This is a genomic window from Gilliamella sp. B2785 (assembly GCF_026537005.1).
Classification (GTDB): domain Bacteria; phylum Pseudomonadota; class Gammaproteobacteria; order Enterobacterales; family Orbaceae; genus Gilliamella; species Gilliamella apicola_E.
Genome location: NZ_JAFNNC010000004.1, coordinates 31,673 through 49,827 on the forward strand (window position 1 = coordinate 31,673; position 18,155 = coordinate 49,827).

16 protein-coding genes are annotated in these 18,155 nt (G+C 33.5%); 10 read left to right on the plus strand and 6 right to left on the minus strand.

The features are described from left to right. From J3U24_RS05570 to J3U24_RS05580, 3 genes are read left to right on the plus strand one after another with little or no spacing between them, the layout of a single operon-like run. A complete protein-coding gene (locus tag J3U24_RS05570) occupies positions 1–828 on the plus strand; it encodes an alpha/beta hydrolase (protein ID WP_065562878.1) in 828 nt (275 codons plus the stop codon). A 5-nt stretch (positions 829–833) separates the two neighbouring features. Beyond that, positions 834–1,190, plus strand: a complete 357-nt coding sequence (locus J3U24_RS05575; RefSeq protein ID WP_065562879.1) for an EamA family transporter — start codon at positions 834–836, stop codon at positions 1,188–1,190. Between the two features lies 1 nt (position 1,191). After that, positions 1,192–1,593, plus strand: a complete 402-nt coding sequence (locus J3U24_RS05580; RefSeq protein ID WP_220225264.1) for a DMT family transporter — start codon at positions 1,192–1,194, stop codon at positions 1,591–1,593. 49 nt (positions 1,594–1,642) lie between these two features. Here J3U24_RS05580 and J3U24_RS05585 read toward each other — a convergent pair whose 3' ends face one another. The 3 genes from J3U24_RS05585 to J3U24_RS05595 form a co-directional block, all read right to left on the minus strand. After that, positions 1,643–2,515 carry an arginase family protein gene (locus J3U24_RS05585; protein ID WP_267337366.1) on the minus strand — a complete coding sequence of 291 codons (873 nt, stop codon included), beginning with the start codon at positions 2,513–2,515 and terminating at the stop codon, positions 1,643–1,645. Further along, positions 2,512–3,561: a GNAT family N-acetyltransferase gene (locus tag J3U24_RS05590; RefSeq protein ID WP_267337365.1), complete on the minus strand. Its 1,050-nt coding sequence runs from the start codon at positions 3,559–3,561 to the stop codon at positions 2,512–2,514. Before J3U24_RS05590 ends, J3U24_RS05585 begins: the two co-directional genes overlap by 4 nt. Positions 3,562–3,626: 65 nt before the next feature. Beyond that, positions 3,627–5,036: an aspartate aminotransferase family protein gene (locus tag J3U24_RS05595; protein ID WP_110422514.1), complete on the minus strand. Its 1,410-nt coding sequence runs from the start codon at positions 5,034–5,036 to the stop codon at positions 3,627–3,629. Positions 5,037–5,206: 170 nt separating this feature from the next. On the opposite strand from J3U24_RS05595, the gene J3U24_RS05600 reads away from it, so the two are divergent. The 7 genes from J3U24_RS05600 (at position 5,207) to gyrB (ending at position 14,461) form a co-directional block, all read left to right on the plus strand. Further along, entirely contained in the window at positions 5,207–5,956 is a 750-nt protein-coding gene (locus J3U24_RS05600; RefSeq protein WP_081299519.1) for a MipA/OmpV family protein, read from the plus strand. A 115-nt stretch (positions 5,957–6,071) separates the two neighbouring features. Beyond that, on the plus strand, positions 6,072–6,980 hold the full coding sequence (locus J3U24_RS05605) for a recombination-associated protein RdgC (protein ID WP_267337364.1): 909 nt from the start codon (positions 6,072–6,074) through the stop codon (positions 6,978–6,980). A gap of 180 nt (positions 6,981–7,160) precedes the next feature. Next, the gene (gene ompA / locus J3U24_RS05610; protein ID WP_065562884.1) at positions 7,161–8,261 is read left to right on the plus strand and encodes a porin OmpA; all 1,101 of its coding nucleotides are present in this window, start codon (positions 7,161–7,163) and stop codon (positions 8,259–8,261) included. A gap of 157 nt (positions 8,262–8,418) precedes the next feature. After that, the gene (gene dnaA / locus J3U24_RS05615) at positions 8,419–9,771 is read left to right on the plus strand and encodes a chromosomal replication initiator protein DnaA (RefSeq protein ID WP_065562885.1); all 1,353 of its coding nucleotides are present in this window, start codon (positions 8,419–8,421) and stop codon (positions 9,769–9,771) included. A gap of 15 nt (positions 9,772–9,786) precedes the next feature. After that, positions 9,787–10,890, plus strand: coding sequence for a DNA polymerase III subunit beta (dnaN, locus tag J3U24_RS05620; RefSeq protein WP_065562886.1), 1,104 nt, complete (start codon positions 9,787–9,789; stop codon positions 10,888–10,890). Between the two features lie 46 nt (positions 10,891–10,936). Further along, positions 10,937–12,007 carry a DNA replication/repair protein RecF gene (recF, locus tag J3U24_RS05625; protein ID WP_065562887.1) on the plus strand — a complete coding sequence of 357 codons (1,071 nt, stop codon included), beginning with the start codon at positions 10,937–10,939 and terminating at the stop codon, positions 12,005–12,007. Positions 12,008–12,049: 42 nt separating this feature from the next. Beyond that, entirely contained in the window at positions 12,050–14,461 is a 2,412-nt protein-coding gene (gene gyrB, locus J3U24_RS05630) for a DNA topoisomerase (ATP-hydrolyzing) subunit B (protein WP_220225268.1), read from the plus strand. A gap of 105 nt (positions 14,462–14,566) precedes the next feature. Here the strand turns inward: gyrB and J3U24_RS05635 are convergent, their stop codons facing one another. From J3U24_RS05635 to J3U24_RS05645, 3 genes are read right to left on the minus strand one after another with little or no spacing between them, the layout of a single operon-like run. Continuing rightward, positions 14,567–16,132: a VWA domain-containing protein gene (locus J3U24_RS05635; RefSeq protein ID WP_267337363.1), complete on the minus strand. Its 1,566-nt coding sequence runs from the start codon at positions 16,130–16,132 to the stop codon at positions 14,567–14,569. Positions 16,133–16,185: 53 nt separating this feature from the next. Next, a complete protein-coding gene (locus J3U24_RS05640) occupies positions 16,186–17,616 on the minus strand; it encodes a VWA domain-containing protein (RefSeq protein ID WP_267337362.1) in 1,431 nt (476 codons plus the stop codon). 52 nt (positions 17,617–17,668) lie between these two features. Further along, entirely contained in the window at positions 17,669–18,154 is a 486-nt protein-coding gene (locus tag J3U24_RS05645) for a hypothetical protein (protein ID WP_065562891.1), read from the minus strand. Position 18,155 lies beyond the last annotated feature (1 nt).

An 18,155-nucleotide genomic window follows, 5' to 3' on the forward strand; every position in this document is an offset into this window, starting at 1 on the left:
ATGAGTACAATTGAAGATTTATCTTATTTTTTACCAGGAAATAAAAATGGCGTGCTATTAATTCATGGTTTAACTGGCACACCAAATGAAATGCGTATTTTAGCCAATGGTTTACATAAAGCAGGATTTACTGTTTATGCAATACAATTGGCAGGTCACTGTGGTACTGAAGCAGATCTATGTAAAACAACTTGGCAAGATTGGTATAAAAGCGTTCAAGATGGCGCTGATTATTTAGCTAAACATGTAGACAACCTTTTTGTCGCAGGTTTATCAATGGGCGCCCTTTTGGCGTTGAAACTTGCTGCAGATCGTCCAAATCAAGTTAAAGGTGTTGGTGTTCTAGCACCTACATTTTATTATGATGGTTGGAGTATGCCATTTTGGGCTAAAAAGTTTTTCTTTTTATTGGTCTATTTTAAAAAACTTGGCATTTTTCAAAAAGTCTCTTTTATTGAAAAACCGCCTTATGGTCTTAAAGATGAGCGTATCCGAGCGGTGGTATCAGAAAGCATGTTAAGTGGCGATGCTGCATCCGCTGGGCTTGCTGGAAATCCATTTCCTGCATTAGCAGAAATGCAATTATTGGCAAAACATGTTCGCCAAGAATTACCAAAAGTTACGTCACCTTGTTTAATTATGCATTCAGGTAATGACGATATTGCCAATATTGAAACTAATGCAAAATTAGTTGAGAAGCATGTTTCTGGTCCAAAACGATTAGTTGTATTAAATGATAGTTATCATTTAATTACTATTGATAGCCAACGCCGTGAAGTAATTAAAGAGTGCGCTTCATTTTTTAATAATCTGGCAGAAGGAACTTAAGCATAATGTCATCCTTAGTTATTTTTCTTTGGGTTAGTAATATTTGTTTTGATACCTTAGGACAAGTTGCTTTTAAATATGCTGCAATATCACCTACCAATAGAGATGGATGGTACTATTGGTTAGATCTCGCCAAAAATCATTGGATTTGGATAGGAATATCATCTTACATTGCCGAATTTTTACTGTGGTTAGCTTTTTTAACTTTAGTTCCACTTTCCCAAGGTGTATTGCTCGCCTCATTTAATATCATTACTATCATGTTAGTAGGTCGGATTCTATTTAAAGAATTACTGACGGTATATCGTGTTATTGGCATGTCTTTAATTACTGCTGGTGTGATCTTTGTGGGGTTATCTTAATATGGCTAAGTTCTATTTAATTGGTTTTACCGTATTATTAATGTTTGATACGATTGCACAATGTAGTTTTAAATTGGCTGCCGAACATGCCCAGCCACTTTCGATGAGCGTTGAATGGATAGTTAGGGTATTTTCCGGTCATTGGATCTATGTATCAATAGCTGGCTACATTTTTACTTTCTTTACTTGGATGACTTTATTAAAAAAAGCGCCTGTAGGACCTGCTTTTGCAGCTTCACATTTTGAAGTTGTTACCGTAATGATTGCTTCAGTTTGGCTATTTAATGAACCTATCACTTTATTTAAGTTAATTGGAACTATATTGATTGTTTCAGGGATTTTGTTTTTAGCACTAGCAGAAAGTAAACTTGCGAAGAAAGATACTCATCATCGTTCTAAATAACTTCAAGATAAGGATTAAAAACCTGGCAAACTATATCAGTTCTTGAATGCTAGGTTTTTAAAGCTTTTAATAATGTTAAATTAAGTTGATGTTGTTCTTGTTGCCAATCATTTAACTTTTCTAATGATATTTCGGGCTGTTTGTCCAGTGAACTTAGTAATCTCTTAAACCAATTTTTAGGCTGCCATATCGATAATTCGCCCGTGATATCACTACCGATAATCCGAGGCTTAATAGATGTAATAGTATCTAATAAATGATAGGTTTGTAATTTTCCTTGATCCCAATTGGTATGAATAACTTCTTCACTTAAGGCATCTTTATCTATCGATAAATATATCGGTTTAGTATTACGGTATTGTTCGGATAGAAACTGAGTAATAAGATCATCTGGCGAATCAAAATAGCGAAAAGCATGACTTAAACCAATTTTCTTAGCCCAAGAGACATTAACATCCATGCTCCAATAAGTCAGTTTTTTATGAAACAATGGTGACCATCTATTTTCCCAAAAATGCCATAAGCCAATATCATGTGATGTAATTCCTAATACATGTACATGGCTAACAAAAGGTAAACTAGCCACATAGCTAACCCATGATCCACAGTGAATGCCAAACAGATAACGCATGTTATCTGGATGGTTGTCGAAAATAACTACTTCAATGGGATTTTCTTCTGTATATTGCTTAGCTAGCTGCTCAATAAGTAATAACGAAATATGGTGGTAATCACCGCTACCCATTAATACCGTACCATAGCTTTCTGGTAATGATTGTTGTAATACCTTTTTAAAATTTTGGAATTTTTTTGTACTACAACCAAAGCGAATGACATCTTGCCACTGAGTAAAATCAATCGTTTTAGCATTATCAATTTCACCTACACTGTGATCAAAGTTAAGGATAACTAGCGATGTCATGCTACTTTCTCCTTATCAGTTTCGAAATGGCTAATTAATCTACGCAAAACTGCCCTTAATAAAGGATTTCGTATATAAACTAAGTGTTTAGTTAAGGTAAAACTAGCACCTAAAGAAGCTTTAACTTCTGGATCAGTCCAACCTGCAACATAATTACTAAGTTTTTGTTGTAATGCATATTCAAGATTAACAAACCAGCTAACAAAATAGAGGTTTAATTCTCTTGCTTGAGGATAAACCATTCCTATATATTTATCGATTAAAACATTGTTCACTACAAAACAGATGTTATAACCAATTAATTGTCCATTATGATGATAAGTAAAAATACGTCCATTTGAGGATTTGCTTTGCAGTAATTGGGTGAAAAATGGCTTAGTTAATAAATCAAAATGTACTTCACTCTGCTCATATACATTCAGATAAAGTTGATAATATAGATCAAGAGTCGCCTCATTAAAAAAACAATCATCACCAGTTTGTAAGATGTTAATCTCCAATTTTTCACGGGACTTTAGCTTTCTTCTTAAATTTTTACGACGACTGTATGATAGTTTTGCAAAAAAATCATCGATCGACTCAAAATCAATTGGAACCCAAGCTAAAGCTTGTCCTTCAACTTCAATAAACCCCCGTTCTTTTAAGGAACCAATAATCTGTTTAGAATATTGATTATCCTGCTTACTAAGCAGAGGTGAATCGGATGGCAAATCTTTGACAATAACAAATGGATATTTTTTTGTATAAGCTGCCTTAACATTGTCAGCTAATTGATGCGCATCGATTTTATTAGTCAATAAACTATATTCTGAAACGGTTGTACCCACAAAGCATGTTTTTGGTTGTAACCAATGCCGCCATTTTTTATAAAAAGGCAATTTATGAACTTTATGTTTAAAATCATCATCAGCAGTTATGAGCAAATCAAACTTAGCGGAAAAAGCAGGTATACCGTCTTCACTCATCCAGCTAGTAAACTCTCGCGGAGGATGAGAAAGAAAATTGTTGATTAATTCATTAGGTTCTAATTGATTGATATATCGCATAACTTTCTATAAATGATCTGAAATTCCCGCTAATTGATATTAGCGGGATTATTTTGATTTAAGACTTAAAGTTCTTTTTTAGCTCGAGTAATTAATTGATCGAGTAGTTCAATACCTTGATCAATCTCTTGACGAGTAATATGTAATGAAGGAGCAAAAGTGATAACATTTTTGTAATAACCACCAATATCAAGCACTAAGCCCATTTTGTTACCTTTCCAATCAAGATCACCTGACATACCAATATCTACCATTTTATCAACTAATGCTTTGTTAGCTGTAAATCCATCTTCGGTACAAATTTCAGCACGAAGTGCAAGACCTAGGCCATCAACTTCGCCTATTTCTTTATGTTTCTTCTCAAGTGTTTTTAATCCTTCAAGGAAATATGCACCGCTATCCATTACCATTTTTTCGTAATCTGTTTCAGAAGTCATTTTTAATACTTCTAGGCCAACTGCGGTACCTAAAGGATTTGAAGCAAACGTAGAGTGGGTTGAGCCAACTGGGAATACTTCTGGATTGATTAACTCTTCACGAGCCCATAAACCACCTAATGGATTTAAACCATTAGTTAATGCTTTCGCAAATACCACCACATCAGGTTTAACATCAAAATGTTCAATTGACCATAATTTACCAGTACGATAAAAGCCCATTTGAATTTCATCAACAACTAATAAAATACCATATTGATCTAAAACTTTTTTCAGACCTTTAAAGTAATTACGAGGAGGAACAATATAACCACCCGTTGCTTGTAATGGTTCGGCATAAAATGCAGCATATTCTGCTTGTCCGACTTTTGGATCCCATACACCGTGATACTCAGTTTCAAATAAACGTGCAAACTCAGCAACTAAGTGTTCACCATATTCTTCTGCTGTCATTCCTTTTGGACGACGGAACGGATATGGGAATGGTACAAACATTGCACGATCACCAAAATGACCATAACGACGACGGTAACGGTAGCTCGAAGTAATTGAAGATGCACCCAAAGTACGACCATGGTAACCACCTTGAAATGCAAACATCAGGGATTTACCACCAGTAGCATTACGAACGACTTTTAATGAATCTTCAATACATTGTGAACCACCAACATTAAAATGAACTCGTCCTTGGTAACCGAATCGCTGTTCCATACCTTGAGCAATTGTTTTTGCTAATTCGATTTTAGTTGGATGTAAATACTGGCTAGCACATTGCGGTAAAGTATCGATTTGCTTTTTAAGTACGTTATTTAAACGCTCATTAGCATAACCAAAGTTACAAGCAGAGTACCACATTTGTAAATCAAGGAAGGCTTTACCTTCTTTATCATACATGTAACTACCTTCACAACCATCAAAAATCTTTGGTGGTTCAACATAATGCACGGTATCACCAAATGAACAGTATTTTGCTTCATCCGCTAATAACGTTGCATCGTCGGGACGACTATTAATCATTTCTAAAGTTGGTTTACTCATAATTTATCTCACTAATCCATATTCAAATATGACAAAATGTGGCATTATTATCAGAGAAAATGGATTGTAACAATGTACATTTAATGTATAGATTTTGTGACAACAAGCCTTGAGTGACAAAATAACTACAATAATTGTCTTAAATCATATCAGTATGAGTGGTTATCAAAATGAAAAAATTAAGCTGCATAATCTCACTATTATCAATGTTTCCTTTAGGGTATACTCATATTGCGTCAGCAGATCCTACTTCATTAGGCGTCGGTTTGGGTTGGTCTAACTCACCATATAAAAATTATAGTTCAAGTTACTATCCGGTTCCTCATATTGATTATGATAATGGCTATTTTTTTATTGATGATCTATCAGCTGGTATTTACGCTTTTAACAACGATAATCAAAGTTTATCATTTGGCGTTCGTTATCTTGCTAATGAATTTAAACCTCATGATTCTGACAATCATAAGTTAAGACAACTTAATAGTCGTCATTCCACTGTGTTAGCTGAAATTGATTATGATATCACCACTAATTGGGGTATTTTTTCAAGTAGTATTGGCGCTGATATGCTCAATAATAGTAATGGAATCTTAGTTAATGCCGACTATACTGTTCCTTATATACAAGGTAATTTAATTATTGCACCTACTATTGGTATAAACTGGGCTGATGGTAAACATAATGACTATTATTATGGTGTATCTCATAAAGAATCTTCACGTTCAGGATTACGCTATTTCAATGCAGATAGTTCTTTTACACCTTACTTTGAAATCGGTGCGCAATATTCTTTAACAGATAATATCGCTACTTTTGGCGGAATTCATATTGATAAACTAACTGGTGATGCAGCTGACAGCCCTATGGTTGATGATAGTACGATAACATCCATTTATATGGGCTTATCTTATAAATTTTAATACTTTTATTAAATCTTATTAATAATACTTTATTTTCTGTGAAAATCTTATTTTAATTATTTTAATTATTTTAATTAAATAATTTTCATGAATTAATTTTTGGAAAAATTACACTATGCTTTGGTTTAAAAACGCAATTATCTATCAACTTAATAATGATAATTTACTGGATAAACAGACTATTGAAAATGCACTCAAATCTGCTTTATTTTCTCCTTGTGGTAATTTAGATACCACCAAAATGGGTTGGGTATCCCCTTACGATGATAACAATTTGGATGATTTTATTATTGATATGCAAGGGCATTTATTATTAAGAATAAAGAAAGAAACTAAAATTTTACCTGCACCTGTCATCAAACAAGCCTTAAATGAGAAGATTGACAAGCAAGAGAAGGCATTAAGCCGTAAACTTAGTAAAAATGAAAAAGCGACATTAAAAGATGAAGTGATGATCGATTTAATGCCTAGAGCATTTAGCAAATATAACTATTATTGGTTATGGATCGACATTGAAAATAAAAGGATTATTATCGATTGCAGTAGTTTTAAACTTGCTGAAGATATTCTAGCGATTTTACGGAAAGAACTTGGAGCATTAGCATTAACGCCTCTTTCCATCGAAAAACCGCTTGAAAAGATTATGACAACTTGGGTTAGAGAAAAACTTAGTTTTCCTCCTTTTATATTGGGTGATGAAGCAGAATTAAAAGATCCACTTGAGGGTAATGGGATTATCAGTTGTAAAAATCAAGATATTACAAGTGATGAAATGTTAGTTCATTTAGATTCTGGTAAATGGGTCACCAAACTTAAAATCATTGATGAACGTGGAATCAATTTTATTATTAATCCTGACTTAACATTGAAAAGAATTAAATTTGATTCTGTTATTTTAGATGAAAATGAAGATATTGGATCTGATGAATTTGATAAACGTTTAGAAGCTGATTTCTATATTATGGCTAACACATTATCAAACTCAATTAACGATTTATATATTATTATAAATAAGATTGTTTAATTTTTTTACAATATATTATCAATTATTCTAGATCCGAATAATAATTGTGCTATAATACGTAATAGATTATGTGTAACATAATTGGTCATTAAGTATAAAACACCGTAAAAATTAAGTAAAATTAAACAATAAAAGCAAATTAAACAACGTCTATTACAACAAATAAGTTGAGGCAAAAAAATGAAAAAAACAACTCTAGCTCTAGCAATGGCTGTTGCAAGTTTAACCGCTACTGCCGCTAACGCTGCATATGAAGACAATACTTTTTATGTAGGTGCTAAATTAGGTTGGTCAGAACTTTATAATTTAGACGCAAATAAAGTTCGTGGTTATGATAAAGATGAAGCTGGTATTAAAACTTCTAATAGAAGTAATGTTGCTGGCGGTGCTTTCCTTGGTTTCCAAGCTAATCCTTACTTAGCTTTTGAATTAGGTTATGATTGGTTAGGTTCTGCAAAATATAAAAGAACTTATCTTGGTGATCATTCTAACGCTGGTAATAGTAAAGTTTCAGCACAAGGCGTTTCTTTAACTGGTAAATTAAGTTACCCACTATCATTCATTTCTGACGATTTAGATATTTATGGTCGTGCAGGTGGAATGGTAACTATTGCTAAATGGAAAAATAGTGGTGATATCAAAGAAGCTTACGGCCGTGGTAAAACAAAAACTGATTTATCACCAGTTTATGCTTTAGGTCTTGATTATCGTCTTAACGAAGATTTCTCTACTCGTTTAGAATACCAATATGTTCAACATATTCATACTAAAACTCACGCATCTCCAGATGCAGGAACTGTAAGCTTAGGTATTACTTACCGTTTAGGTTCTCCATCTGTTGCAGCTCCAGTTGAAATCAAAACTGAAGTAAATCGTTATGTTTTAAATGAAGATGTGCTATTTGCTTATGCAAAATCTGATCTAAAAGCAGAAGGTCGTCAAGCACTTGATAATTTATTAACAACTCTTGTTAAAATTAACCCAACTCAAAGTGCTATCGTAGTAATTGGTCACACTGACCGTATCGGTTCAGATAGCTATAACCAAAAACTATCAGAACGTCGTGCACACACTGTATTGAACTATTTAGTTCAAAAAGGTGTTCCAGCTGAAATCATCACTTCACGCGGTATGGGTAAAGCACAACCAGTTACTGGTAATAAATGTAATGCACTTCGTGGCGCTGACTTAAAAGCATGTTTAGCACCAGATCGTCGTGTTGAAATTGAAGTTAAAGCACGTAACGTGCAAGAGGTCCAAGTAATTGATCAAACAAAATAGTTTTTGTTATTAATTACACCTTTGAACCCAGCTTCGGCTGGGTTTTTTCATTTATATGTTAATAATTAAATTATATCTTGCTTGAACCCTACAAATTATCCACAAAAAAGATTATAATTATTCCAGTATTGTTAGTATCCCAATTAAAGGAGTAGCCATGTCTACCTCGATTTGGCAAGATTGTCTTTCTCAATTACAAGAAGCGCTTCCTACAACAGAATTCAATTTATGGATTCGACCGTTACAAGTGGAAATGGTTGAGAATAAACTTTATATTTATGCTCCAAACAGATTTGTATTAGATTGGGTTAAAAATAAATATTTAACGACTATCTCGCAATTATTGAATAATTTACTGGGTAATGATTCACTAAAATTATATTTGGAAGTTGGTTCAACTTTATCTGTAGAAAAAAAATCTAAAATTAATAAATCTGATGTTGTACCTTCTTGGAAAACAACAAAAGAGAATAATAATAATCACACTTATTATTCGGGTATTAATCATAAGCATACTTTCAACAGCTTTGTTGAAGGTAAATCTAATCAACTTGCTGTTGCAGCAGCTAAACAAGTAGCTGAAAATCCAGGAAAAGCTTACAACCCTCTTTTTTTATATGGCTCAACAGGTTTAGGAAAAACTCACTTGTTACATGCTGTTGGTAATGAAATTATGGCAGGTAAAGCTAACGCTAAAGTTGTTTATATGCATTCAGAACGCTTTGTTCAAGACATGGTCAAAGCTTTACAAAATAATGCTATTGAAGAGTTTAAAAACTATTATCGATCTGTTGACGCTCTCCTTATTGATGATATTCAATTTTTTGCAAATAAAGAGCGTTCACAAGAAGAGTTTTTCCATACATTTAATTCATTGTTAGAAGGCAACCAACAAATTATCCTAACCTCGGATCGTTACCCTAAAGAAATTGATGGTGTAGAAGATCGTTTAAAGTCAAGGTTTGGTTGGGGATTAACCATCGCTATAGAACCACCAGAACTTGAAACTCGAGTGGCTATTTTGATGAAAAAAGCAGACGAAAACAAAATAAAATTACCTGAAGAGGTCGCTTTTTTCATTGCTAAACGACTACGATCAAACGTAAGAGAATTAGAAGGTGCACTTAATCGAGTTATTGCCAATGCTAATTTTACAGGCAAATCTATCACCATTGATTTTGTCAAAGATGCTTTAAAAGATTTACTTGCCTTACAAGAAAAATTGATTACTATTGAAAATATTCAAAAAACGGTTGCTGAATATTATAAAATTAAAGTTTCTGACTTATTATCTAAACGCCGTTCTCGTTCTGTCGCAAGACCAAGACAAGTAGCAATGGCGTTAGCGAAAGAGCTAACCAACAAAAGCCTTCCAGAAATAGGTGATGGTTTTGGTGGAAGAGATCATACAACAGTATTACATGCATGTCGGAAGATCGCAGAGTTAAAAGAAGAAAGCAATGACATTAAAGAGGATTATTCCAATTTAATTCGAACATTATCAACTTAAAAAAGAATTAACACTATGAAATTTATTATAGATCGTGAAAAACTTATCAAACCATTGCAACTTGTTAGTGCACCATTAGGTAGCCGACCTACCCTCCCCATTTTAGGTAATTTATTATTGCAGGTGAGTGAAAACACGCTATCCATGACGGGAACAGATTTAGAAATTGAAATGATTTCTCATATTCCCCTAACAGAGCCTAGTGAAGCGGGTGCTACAACTGTTCCAGCTAGAAAGTTTCTTGATATCTGTCGAAATCTTCCTAGTGATGCTCAAATATCGATAAGCGTTGACGATAATCGATTGATTATTCAGTCAGGTCGAAGTAAATTTTCTTTATCTACACTACCTGCATCAGATTTTCCTAATCTAGAAAATTGGCAAAGTGATGTTGAACTTTCTATACCTCAAAAGACTATCAAACGACTTATAGACGCAGTTCAATTCTCAATGGCTAACCAAGATGTAAGATATTATTTAAATGGTATGCTATTTGAAATTGAAGATGGTCTATTAAAAACCGTTGCAACTGATGGTCATCGATTAGCTGTGTGTGCTCAACCTGTTGGTCATGAGATCTCTGAATGCTGTTCAGTCATTTTACCAAGAAAAGGCGTAATTGAACTGGCAAAACTAGTTGGTGATAATGATGAGCTAGTTAATATGCAAATTGGTAACAATAATTTACGTATTAGTCTTGGCGATTTTACTTTTACTTCAAAACTAATTGATGGAAAATTTCCTGATTATAAACGTGTAATGCCTCGTAATCCTGATAAACCACTTGAAGTATCATGTGAAGAACTAAGAAATGCTTTATCTCGTGTTGCGATTCTTTCAAATGAAAAATTTCGCGGCATAAGATTATATGTACATAGCAATCAGATTAAAATTACTGCAAACAATCCTGAACAAGAAGAAGCAGAAGAAGTTATTGATGTAAAATACGAATCTCAAGAGCTTGAAATTGGTTTTAATGTAACGTATTTATTGGACATATTAAACACATTAAAATGCGATAGCGTCCAATTATTATTAACCGATGCAACATCAAGTGTGCAAATTGAAGATATCAACAACCAATCTGCAACTTATGTTGTTATGCCAATGCGCTTATAATTAACGATCATTTAAACTTCCGGCCTCGGCCGGAAACTTTACCGACATGACACTTTCTCAAATCAAAATTTATCACTTTCGAAATATTGATTATGCTGAATTATCATTATCCAAACATTTTAATTATATAGTTGGTGATAATGGTAGCGGAAAAACCAGCCTACTAGAGGCGATTTATATGCTCGGACATGGTCGAGCTTTTAGACATATTCAATCCAATCGAATAATACAACATGAAAAACCAGAGTTAGTATTATTTAGTCAAATTGAATCTGCACAAAAAACTCGAACAATAGGTTTATCAAAAACACGCCATAACGATAATACGATAAAAATTGATGGTGACGAAGGATTTCGGTTGACGGATTTAGCTAAATTATTACCAATTCAACTTATTACGCCTGAAGGATTTGATCTACTTACCGGAGGACCAAAATATCGCCGTGCTTTTATAGATTGGGGGTGTTTTCATCACTATCCTGAATTTGTATCACTTTGGAATAACTTAAAACGCCTCTTTAAACAGCGTAATGCTTTATTAAAACAGTCATCAAACTATAATCAATTATTACCTTGGGATAAAGAGTTAGCACCGATTGCAGAAAAAATCAGCCAGATTAGGGCTAGTTATAGTCAAAATATATTTCCTCAAATTATGCAAACCTGTCATGATTTTCTACCAGAATATCAACTTAATTGCCAATATTATCAGGGCTGGGAGCATGGAATCAGTTATTCAGATATATTATATAGACAATTTGAAAGAGATAAGTTCATTAATTATACTTCGCTAGGTCCTCATAAAGCAGATTTAAAATTACGAATAGATAATATTCCTGTTGAAGATTTATTATCTCGGGGACAATTAAAATTACTCATGTGTGCATTACGTTTGTCTCAAGGTGAATATTTCTCAGAAACAACAGGCCAATCCTGTATTTACTTAATTGATGACTTTGCTTCAGAGCTTGATAAAAATAAACGTAATTTATTAGCAAAACGATTAAAATCAGCACAATCTCAAGTTTTCATTACAGCGGTTAATCAAGAGCAAATTAGCCATATGATCGATGAAAATGATAAGATTTTTCACATAAATTCTGGTATAATTTCTTAAATATACAAAATGATATAAATAATCAAATAAGTCGAGAAATCCATGTCTAACTCTTATGATTCTTCCAGCATTAAAGTACTTAAAGGACTTGATGCTGTCCGAAAACGCCCAGGTATGTATATTGGTGATACTGATGATGGAACAGGGCTTCACCATATGGTTTTTGAAGTGGTAGATAATGCCATTGATGAAGCATTAGCTGGTTATTGTCACCATATTGAAGTTACAATCCATCCTGATAATTCCGTTTCTGTACGAGATGATGGTCGAGGTATACCTACTGGTATCCATGAAGAAGAAGGTATTTCCGCAGCAGAAGTTATTATGACTGTTTTGCATGCCGGTGGTAAATTTGATGATAACTCATACAAAGTGTCTGGTGGTTTACATGGTGTTGGTGTTTCAGTCGTCAATGCTTTATCCGATAAGTTAGAATTAGTGATTTATCGTGAAGGTAAAATACATAAACAAATTTATCATTTAGGCGTTCCTGAAGAACCGCTAAAAATCATTGGTGAAACAACTGAATCAGGTACATATGTTCGTTTTTGGCCAAGTCCAGAAACTTTTTCTAACATTGAATTTGTGTATGACCATCTGGCAAAAAGATTACGCGAACTATCATTCTTAAATTCAGGTGTTTCAATCAAACTCACCGATGAACGTACAGGTAAAAGTGAACATTACCATTATGAAGGTGGTATTCAAGCTTTCGTAGAATATCTAAATAAAAATAAAAACCCAATTCATCCAAAGATTTTTTATTTTAGTACTGAGAAAGATAATATTGGTGTCGAAGTTGCACTACAATGGAATGACGGTTACCAAGAAAATATCTATTGTTTTACAAATAACATTCCTCAACGTGATGGTGGTACTCACTTGGCTGGTTTCCGTGGCGCTATGACACGTACATTAAATAACTACATGGAAACCGAAGGCTATAGCAAAAAAGCAAAAATTAGTGCTACAGGTGATGATGCTCGAGAAGGGTTAATTGCTGTTGTATCAGTAAAAGTGCCTGATCCTAAATTCTCATCACAAACTAAAGATAAATTGGTGTCATCTGAAGTTAAATCAGCAGTTGAGTCTGTAATGGGCGAAAAACTAGCTGAATATTTACTTGAAAATCCTTCAGATGCAAAAATTGTAGTAGGTAAAATTATCGATGCAGCGAGAGCTCGTGAGGCAGCAAGAAAAGCTCGCGAAATGACACGTCGTAAAGGCGCTTTAGATTTAGGAGGTTTGCCTGGAAAACTTGCTGATTGCCAAGAAAAAGATCCAGCTTTATCTGAACTATACCTAGTGGAAGGGGACTCTGCAGGTGGCTCTGCAAAACAAGGACGAAATCGTAGAAACCAAGCAATTTTACCGTTAAAAGGTAAAATTCTAAATGTTGAAAAAGCTCGTTTTGACAAAATGCTTTCTTCACAAGAAGTAGCAACGTTAATTACTGCTTTAGGTTGTGGCATTGGCCGTGATGAATATAATCCAGATAAAATGCGTTACCATAGCATTATTATTATGACCGATGCAGATGTTGATGGATCGCATATTAGAACATTATTGCTAACATTCTTCTACCGTCAAATGCCTGAGATCATTGAACGAGGTTATGTCTATATTGCTCAACCACCACTATATAAGGTCAAAAAAGGGAAACAAGAGCAATATATTAAAGATGACGATGCAATGACTCAATTCCAAATCGCTTTGGCATTAGAAGATGCATCATTACATGTTAATGACCATGCTCCAGCTTTAGCTGGCGAAGCTTTAGAAAAATTAATTGCCGAATATCAGAAAGTCGAAAAATTAATTACTAAAATGGAACGTCGCTACCCTAAAGCCTTATTATCAGAATTAGTTTATCAAGAAGTATTAGATGAAAATATCTTGAAAGATCAACACAAAGCTGAAAATTGGGCAAAATCTATTGTTGAAAAACTATCTAATAAAGAACAACACGGTAGTACCTACCTTTATAGTGCGGATTACAACGAAAAAGCAGAATTGTATATACCTGTTATTAAAGTAAGAACTCATGGTGTGGATACTAATTATGCATTAGATCAAGTGTTTATTCATAGTAATGAATATCGAAATATCTGCCATTTAGGATCACAATTGAAAGATTTACTTGAGGAAAGCGCATTTATACAACGTGGTGAGAGAAAACAACCAGTTAGCTCATTTGAAGATGCAGTTGATTGGTTAATTCGTGAATCTCGTCGTGGATTAACTATCCAACGTTATAAAGGTTTAGGTGAAATGAACCCAGAACAATTATGGGAAACAACCATGGATCCAACAAGCCGAAGAATGTTACAAGTAACCATTAAAGATGCCATTGAAGCAGATCAATTGTTTACTACATTAATGGGTGATGAGGTTGAACCTCGTAGATTATTCATTGAAGAAAATGCCTTGAAAGCAGCTAATTTGGATTTCTAATTAATTATCTAATAAAAAACCAGACATTGTGTCTGGTTTTTTTTGCAAATTTATTAAAAATTAAAAAGTAATTTTATGTGATAAATTACCATCTATTAACTTTAATTACTGACAAACAGACCTATTGATTTTTAAGTCTGAAACAGCTTTATTCATCTGCCTAATCATATCTTTAGGACTTTGTGCAATATACACTTTGCCACCTGTCGCATTTGCGATACAGTCTATTTTATGTTCACCTGCAATATCTACTATATTTATCTTCAAACGAGGTTTTTGGGTAGCTATATGATTAGCAAGAGTACAAATATTTGCACGCGTACAATTATCCTCACCATCACTAATTATAAGAATATAATCATCACGTTTTACACCGTCAAGCATTTGGCTGGCTTTTTCTAATCCGCTATAAAGTGGTGTTCCTCCACCACCAGCAGCACTTGGTGTTAATCTATTAATTTTACTTTTCAAAGCACCTCTACTTGAATAATTATAAAAAGGCGTAGTATCGGCTACTGGGCAACCATTAAGTGCCACCAATGAAATATTAATATTTTGCTGTATTTTATCAATACTTGTTAATGCAACTTTTTTACTGGTTGATAAACGAGTGGGTAAACGCGTCATTCGTTTGTCATAATCTATTTTATCTTGCTGAGACATACCTCTCGGATAACCATAGCTTAAATAATTGAAATATTGCCCGACTTCCATTGGTGATTCAGCTAAAGTTACAGTCATCGATAATGAATTATCGAATATTAATGCCATTTTAGATGGATTACTATTTTTGGCTAATTCTTCTTTAGTAATACAATTTGGTGGATTTTTTACTTTTGGTTTTGGTTCAGGTTTAGGCTCAGGGTTAGTAATCGGATCTGGAACCGGTTTTGGTTTAACAACAGGTTGAGGTTCAGGAGCTTTAGGCTCTTGTTTTACTTCAGGCTTAGACTCAGGATTAGTAATCGGATCTGGAACCGGTTTTGGTTTAACAACAGGTTGGGGTTCAGGAACGTTAGGTTCTTGCTTTACTTCAGGCTCTGGTTGAGGCTTAATAACTGGTTCTTTTGGTTGTTCAACAGTTGGCTCTACTTTTTTTTCTTCCTTGACAGTTATAGGCTCGACGTTTTTAGATTCTTTAAAAGGATTAAAAAAGTACCATAATAATCCTAAAGCTGCTAATAAAAGTAAGGCTAAAATCAAAGTATACCACCATTTCCAGAAAGGTTTTGGTACTATTACTGGAGCAATTGGTAGTTCGATAGGTTCAAACGTATCGACAATAACCGGCTCATTATTGATTACATAAATATTATTCTTTAGGTTTTTAATTCTCAGTAACCATGAAGAAACTAGAGTTTTTTGTTCATTAGTTAAAGAAATTAATTTTGCTGCTGTTTCAATATCATTGATTCTAGTAGCTAGAGTTTGTTTAATTTCAGATTTATGAGATTCGTCAATTATGTCATTAAGTAAGGTAGGTTGCCCTTCAAGATTTGTATACCAACCTATATATTGATTGCCTTCAATTAATTTTGGTGTAGCAAAAATTGAATATGTTCTAGCGGTTAGATGTGGTTTAAGTATTGAAAGTAAAGAACCATACTGTTCCAGTAACTGCATCTTGTTTAAATTACTTTGTTCAAAAGCTATGCGAGTTATTCTTTGCATTTCTTAACTTAATCCTCATCATTAGCCGGTAATTTTAAAAATTACTCGGTATTTTATTCGCAAATAGGCTTACTAATATTCATATTTGAAACTGCATTATTCATTTGATTAATAAGCTCTGTTGGACTTTTAGCTATATAAACATTTCCCCCCGTTCTTTTTGCAACACAATCTATTTTATGTTGCCCAGCTATATCAACAATATTTATTTTTAAACGTGGTTTTTCTGCTGCAATTTTAGTAGCAAGGGTACAAATATTAGCACGAGTACAATTATCCTCACCATCGCTGATAATTAAAATATAATCATCACGATTAACGCCATCAAGGAGTTTACTCGCCTGTTTAACACCACTGTATAATGGTGTTGCACTGTTATAGTCTAAAGGACGCAATCGTTTAATTTTATTTTTTAGTTTTTCTCTATTTTGATAAGAATAAAATGGTGTTGTTTGTGCTGCCGGACAGCTTGTTAATGTCACAAGTGAAATATCGATATTTTGTTGTATTTTATCAATACTTGTTACTGCAACTTCTTTGCTTTTTGATAAACGATTAGGTAAACGGGTCATCCGCTTTTCATAAGCTTCAGCTTCTTTCCGAGTCATTGAATAAAAATTAGCTTTTAAAAACTTATTAATACTTGCTTGTGACTCCATTAAGGTAATTGTCATGGAAGCTGAATTATCGAAAATCAAAACCATTTTAGGTGCGTCTTTATTATTGAGCACTTCTTCTTTAGGTACACAATCTTTTGCTTTTTCTACTGGTGCAGGTGCAGGTTCAGGAATAGGTTCAGGAACCGGTTCTGGTTTAACTTTAACATCTTCTGGTACCGATTTTATTTCAGGCTCTTTTGGTGGTTCAACTATTGGAGTTGGTTCTGTTTTATGTTCTTCTACATTTTGAGCAATTATTTGCTCAGGTATTTTTTCTTTTCCATATGGACAGAAGAAGTACCAAAGGAAACCAAGCAATCCAATTAAAAATAAGGCAAGCAACAAGAAATACCACCACCGCCAAAATGATTTTGGTGGAACTACCGGTGGTGTTATAGGAGATTTAGGTAAAATAGGCTCTTCAAAAGTATTAACTATAACCGGATCATCGTTGATAACATAAATTGTATTACCCAAACTTTTAATTCTCGGCAACCAGGTTGATATTAAAGTTTGTTCTTCGATTGTTAATGACATCGTTTTAATCGCTAATTCAATGTCATTAATCCGAGTATATAGCGTTTTTTCAATCTGCTTTTTATGTTCCTCGTTTTCAATATTACTAAGTAAGACAGGTTGACCTTCAAGATTACTACACCAACCAACATATTGATTATTATCAATTAACTTAGGAATACCTAAAATTGAAAACGTCCGCTCTGTTAAATTTCTTTTTAACAATGCTAACAAAGAATTATATTGTTCTAACAAAGACGCTTTATTAGGATCACCATTATCAAATATAATTCTTGTTATTCGCTGCATTGTTTCTTTATTTCCCTATGTTCAACAAATTTTTTAGTTAATCAATATCAAATCAAATATTTAACGCTTTTTGTAATCTTTGAAGCTTTTTATTTAACTTATCTAACTCAACTTGTTTTTCAATGTCAGATGCATTTGAATTATTAACTTTATTCATCTGCTGTTCAATGTCTTTAACTTGAGCTTGAAGATCATTACGATTTTTAGCTTTTGCTTTGACCTCATTGGTTAACTGAGTTAACTCAGTTTTTAATTTTTGTAATTGAGCTTGTTTTTGTTTAACACTCAGTGATGTAGAGTTTTTCTGTCTCTCAATAGTTGCGTAAATTTCTCTAAACTGCGCATTAGCTCTTTTCTCGTTTTCTAATATTTGTTCTTTCTTATCAATACGAGCTTGATAATTACCAGAATAATTACAGCTAATTTTGTCCAAAATACCAATGTTTGTATTGGTTGGATCGCACTGTTCTGGCGTTGTTGAACAACCACTCAAAAAAACGAGCGAGCTTAGTAATAAAATAAGTGAAATCTTTTTCATA

Coding starts and splice junctions, on each gene's coding strand:
- J3U24_RS05590 (WP_267337365.1), bottom strand. CDS start 3,561: ATGCGATATATCAATCAATTAGAACCTAATGAATTAATCAACAATTTT.
- recF (WP_065562887.1), top strand. CDS start 10,937: ATGACACTTTCTCAAATCAAAATTTATCACTTTCGAAATATTGATTAT.
- J3U24_RS05570 (WP_065562878.1), top strand. CDS start 1: ATGAGTACAATTGAAGATTTATCTTATTTTTTACCAGGAAATAAAAAT.
- gyrB (WP_220225268.1), top strand. CDS start 12,050: ATGTCTAACTCTTATGATTCTTCCAGCATTAAAGTACTTAAAGGACTT.
- J3U24_RS05645 (WP_065562891.1), bottom strand. CDS start 18,154: ATGAAAAAGATTTCACTTATTTTATTACTAAGCTCGCTCGTTTTTTTG.
- J3U24_RS05635 (WP_267337363.1), bottom strand. CDS start 16,132: ATGCAAAGAATAACTCGCATAGCTTTTGAACAAAGTAATTTAAACAAG.
- J3U24_RS05595 (WP_110422514.1), bottom strand. CDS start 5,036: ATGAGTAAACCAACTTTAGAAATGATTAATAGTCGTCCCGACGATGCA.
- J3U24_RS05575 (WP_065562879.1), top strand. CDS start 834: ATGTCATCCTTAGTTATTTTTCTTTGGGTTAGTAATATTTGTTTTGAT.
- dnaA (WP_065562885.1), top strand. CDS start 8,419: ATGTCTACCTCGATTTGGCAAGATTGTCTTTCTCAATTACAAGAAGCG.
- J3U24_RS05600 (WP_081299519.1), top strand. CDS start 5,207: ATGAAAAAATTAAGCTGCATAATCTCACTATTATCAATGTTTCCTTTA.
- J3U24_RS05605 (WP_267337364.1), top strand. CDS start 6,072: ATGCTTTGGTTTAAAAACGCAATTATCTATCAACTTAATAATGATAAT.
- ompA (WP_065562884.1), top strand. CDS start 7,161: ATGAAAAAAACAACTCTAGCTCTAGCAATGGCTGTTGCAAGTTTAACC.
- J3U24_RS05580 (WP_220225264.1), top strand. CDS start 1,192: ATGGCTAAGTTCTATTTAATTGGTTTTACCGTATTATTAATGTTTGAT.
- J3U24_RS05585 (WP_267337366.1), bottom strand. CDS start 2,515: ATGACATCGCTAGTTATCCTTAACTTTGATCACAGTGTAGGTGAAATT.
- dnaN (WP_065562886.1), top strand. CDS start 9,787: ATGAAATTTATTATAGATCGTGAAAAACTTATCAAACCATTGCAACTT.
- J3U24_RS05640 (WP_267337362.1), bottom strand. CDS start 17,616: ATGCAGCGAATAACAAGAATTATATTTGATAATGGTGATCCTAATAAA.